The sequence below is a fragment of the Hydrocoleum sp. CS-953 genome (assembly GCF_002260545.1).
In the GTDB taxonomy this organism is placed as follows: domain Bacteria; phylum Cyanobacteriota; class Cyanobacteriia; order Cyanobacteriales; family Microcoleaceae; genus Trichodesmium.
On the sequence record NZ_LGSU01000553.1, the window covers coordinates 1 to 3,620 of the forward strand.

2 protein-coding genes and 1 pseudogene are annotated in these 3,620 nt (G+C 33.7%); all 3 read left to right on the forward strand.

Features of this window, described 5'->3' with window-relative positions; all coding sequences use genetic code 11:
* Positions 1–295: 295 nt before the first annotated feature.
* A partial coding sequence (locus tag AFK68_RS05870) for a glycosyltransferase (RefSeq protein ID WP_210407252.1) occupies positions 296–670 on the forward strand: 375 nt, incomplete at its 3' end.
* Positions 671–713: 43 nt separating this feature from the next.
* On the forward strand, positions 714–1,356 hold a 643-nt coding region (locus AFK68_RS44360), incomplete at its 3' end, for a glycosyltransferase (RefSeq protein WP_371357251.1).
* A 479-nt stretch (positions 1,357–1,835) separates the two neighbouring features.
* A pseudogene (locus AFK68_RS44365) lies at positions 1,836–2,627 on the forward strand (EAL domain-containing protein); the annotation flags it as partial.
* Between the last annotated feature and the right edge of the window lie 993 nt (positions 2,628–3,620).

Genomic DNA, 3,620 nt, shown 5'->3' on the forward strand with positions numbered 1-3,620 from the left:
AACTAAAGTATAAATTAGAACATTAGTTAATAATTATTGCTGTAGATTACTCATCTTTTTCTTCTGTTTACTCCTGATGAATTATGTTTTAAACTTTGCTTCACTTGCTATATATAGTTTGTTTTACGAGTTTTGAAGTTAGTTAGTCTTCTTGTTCGAAAAAATTGCTATAAACCCTAACAACTTAGGGGAAAGATAAAAAAGATAAATAATTCACAAACTACTTACTCACCGTGTAAATACAAAGAGTGAGTGGGAAGATTTAAAAAACTTTAGTTGAGGTGCAAAATTAAATATGAATAAGGTTGATTTCACAGTTGCCATCCCTACCTACAATGGGGAAACTCGTTTACCAGACTTACTAGACAGATTAAAATCACAAATAAACACTGAGGACTTCTCATGGGAAGTAATCATAGTTGATAACAACAGCACAGATATGACTGCTAAAGTAGTAGAAAATTATCAAGCTGAATGGTCTAAATTAATTTCACTGAAATATATTTTTGCACCCAAACAAGGTGTAGAATTTGCCAGACAAAAAGCCGTTGAAAAAGCAAGAGGAGAACTTATTGGTTTTCTAGATGACGATAATTTACCTGATTCTGAATGGGTTGCTCAAGCTTATTCTTTTGGTCAAAAAAATCCTCAAGTTGGTGCTTTTGGTAGTNAATTATCAAGCTGAATGGTCTAAATTAATTTCACTGAAATATATTTTTGCACCCAAACAAGGTGTAGAATTTGCCAGACAAAAAGCCGTTGAAAAAGCAAGAGGAGAACTTATTGGTTTTCTAGATGACGATAATTTACCTGATTCTGAATGGGTTGCTCAAGCTTATTCTTTTGGTCAAAAAAATCCTCAAGTTGGTGCTTTTGGTAGTCAGATACATGGAGAATTTTTTGAACAAAATTCCGAGTCAAAACTTCCAGAAAACTTGAAAGAAATAGCTTGTTTTTTAGCAATTGTAGAACGAGGAAATAAACCACGTCTATATGACTCCAAATATAAGATATTACCTCCTAGTGCTGGAGTAGTAGTTCGTAAACAAGTCTGGCAACAAGCATTTCCAAAAACGTTATGCTTGAATAACACAGATAAAGCAGCACAATTACCTAGTGAAAATTTAGAAGTGCTGAGAAATATTCAGCAAGCAGGCTGGGAAATTTGGTATAACCCAGCCATGGTGGTTTATCATAAAATTGCTAACTCCCAACTAAAAAGAGATTACCTACTAAACCTAATCCGCTGTGTAGGTTTAAGTAGACATCACCAGAAAAAGATGACTCTTAAAAGTTGGCAGAAATCTTTAGCTTTTCCAGATTACATTGGTAATGACTTTAGGAGATTAGCCCTTCNCTCCCAACTAAAAAGAGATTACCTACTAAACCTAATCCGCTGTGTAGGTTTAAGTAGACATCACCAGAAAAAGATGACTCTTAAAAGTTGGCAGAAATCTTTAGCTTTTCCAGATTACATTGGTAATGACTTTAGGAGATTAGCCCTTCATTCAATTAAAAATGGTGAGTCAATAAAAGCTGACGCTATTACTAATTACCAGACAGAATTTTTGTGGAAAACTATCAAAAGTCCTTTCTTATTCTGGTACAAACAAAGAAAGGCTAAAACAAAAGTACCGAGTTATCAAGCATTCCCTGAAGATGAATATTTGTTAGAACAAATTGCCACAGCTTTTGAAGAAAAAAGCTTCATTCTTCATGCCCAAAATATATTGCCTATTGGTGACGAAGATTTAAACAGGAAACATTTAGAAATTCTGCTGCGAATTCAAGATAAAACAGGAAATATAATGTTACCTGGAAAATTTATACCTACNACAGCTTTTGAAGAAAAAAGCTTCATTCTTCATGCCCAAAATATATTGCCTATTGGTGACGAAGATTTAAACAGGAAACATTTAGAAATTCTGCTGCGAATTCAAGATAAAACAGGAAATATAATGTTACCTGGAAAATTTATACCTACTGCAGAACGTTATAATTTGATGAGAACTATCGATCAATGGGTAATTAGCAATTTATTTACTCAACTTTCTCAGGCAGCTCAAAGCAATAGTAATTGTGTATATGAAATTAATCTCAGTGCTGCTAGTGTTAATGATGAAAATTTCATCAAATTTTTGCATCAGCAGTTTAATATCTACGAAATTTTACCAGAGACAATTAGTTTAGGAATTCATGAGAATATTGCTATTGCTAACTTGAAAGAAGTGGCAAAGCTAATTAGTGTTTTCAAAGAAATGGGTTGTCAGTTTACTTTAGACCATGTTGGTCGTGCCAACTTAATGCCTGAGTATCTCAAACAACTACCTATAGATTATCTGAAAATTGATGGTAAATTAGTCAAGGGACTTACTAATAACCAGGACAATCTCAGAGGGATAGAACAAATCCATAATCTAAGTTCTAAGCTTGGTTTTCAGACCATTGCAGAAGCTGTGGAAAATATGAGAATAATTGAGTTTATTAAGGGGTTAGGAATAAATTATGCTCAAGGTTATGGCATAGATTATCCTCAACCATTGATATTGGCTGGAAATCCAATAAAAATGGATAATTATAACTTTAATACAGTCAATTCTCAGATTATACAAGCAGCAGTGGCGTAATTTTTCTGAGTTCAAAAATCTCTCTGTTCAAACTGACTTTAACATTAGAAGAAAAATAAATTTTTGCTTGGAAAAATATTATATCTCCTTCAACATTTGTCATTGCCAGTAACTGTAAAGTAATCTTTTAAATCTTTGAGATTATTTACTTTTACTAGCAATGATATAATTTTCAGAGAGTTAATCTATGAGCAAATCAAACAAAAGAGAATAGGTAGGGACGTTATATGCAACCTTTTTAGGGAGAGACAAGATATAGATAACTATTCGCTACAAAAAAATAGTCTTTCATTAATGGATAATTGATAATTGATAATTGATAATTACCTCTCCCTTTTAGGGAGAGGATTGACAAATAAGGAAAATATTTATTTCTNTCGATTGGATATGGCGTTCGCGTAGCGTCCCGGAGGGAAAGGAAACCCGAAGAATGCAGAGCCGCGAACGCTTTATATGTCGCGTAGCGTTAACGAAGTTGTGCGCCAGCTAAACGCCATCCCATCCTGACGGAATGCTTCGCAAACGACCGCTTTTTCCCCTTGAAAGGGGAGGCTTAAAGGCGTGAATTATCTAATTATTTAATTGTTTAATTATTAATTATTTCGGTAAATATTGACTAAAATATAGTTAGTACCCCTATGTGGAAGTCAAATGTTAAAAGTAAAAATTAAAAAGTATTGATGTTAGTAGACCGACACAGCTAATTTTTAATTTTGTGCATTAGGGCGGGTTCATTTTATCTTTAGGTTGAGCATTGAACTTTAGGCTAGAACCCGTCCCTACCATTGCAGCATTTTAGGTGTGTCACCTTACTCAGCAAATACCTAAGCATTCAGCCATCAGCTATTAGCTGTCAGCTATTAACTTATATCATGTCCGGTAGCATCGGTATTGCAAGTGAGAAGTTCATTAATTGATAATTGATAATGGATAATTGATAATTACCTCTGGTTAAAACCGTTACGGAATTGAAGATTGGGAAATATCATTTCT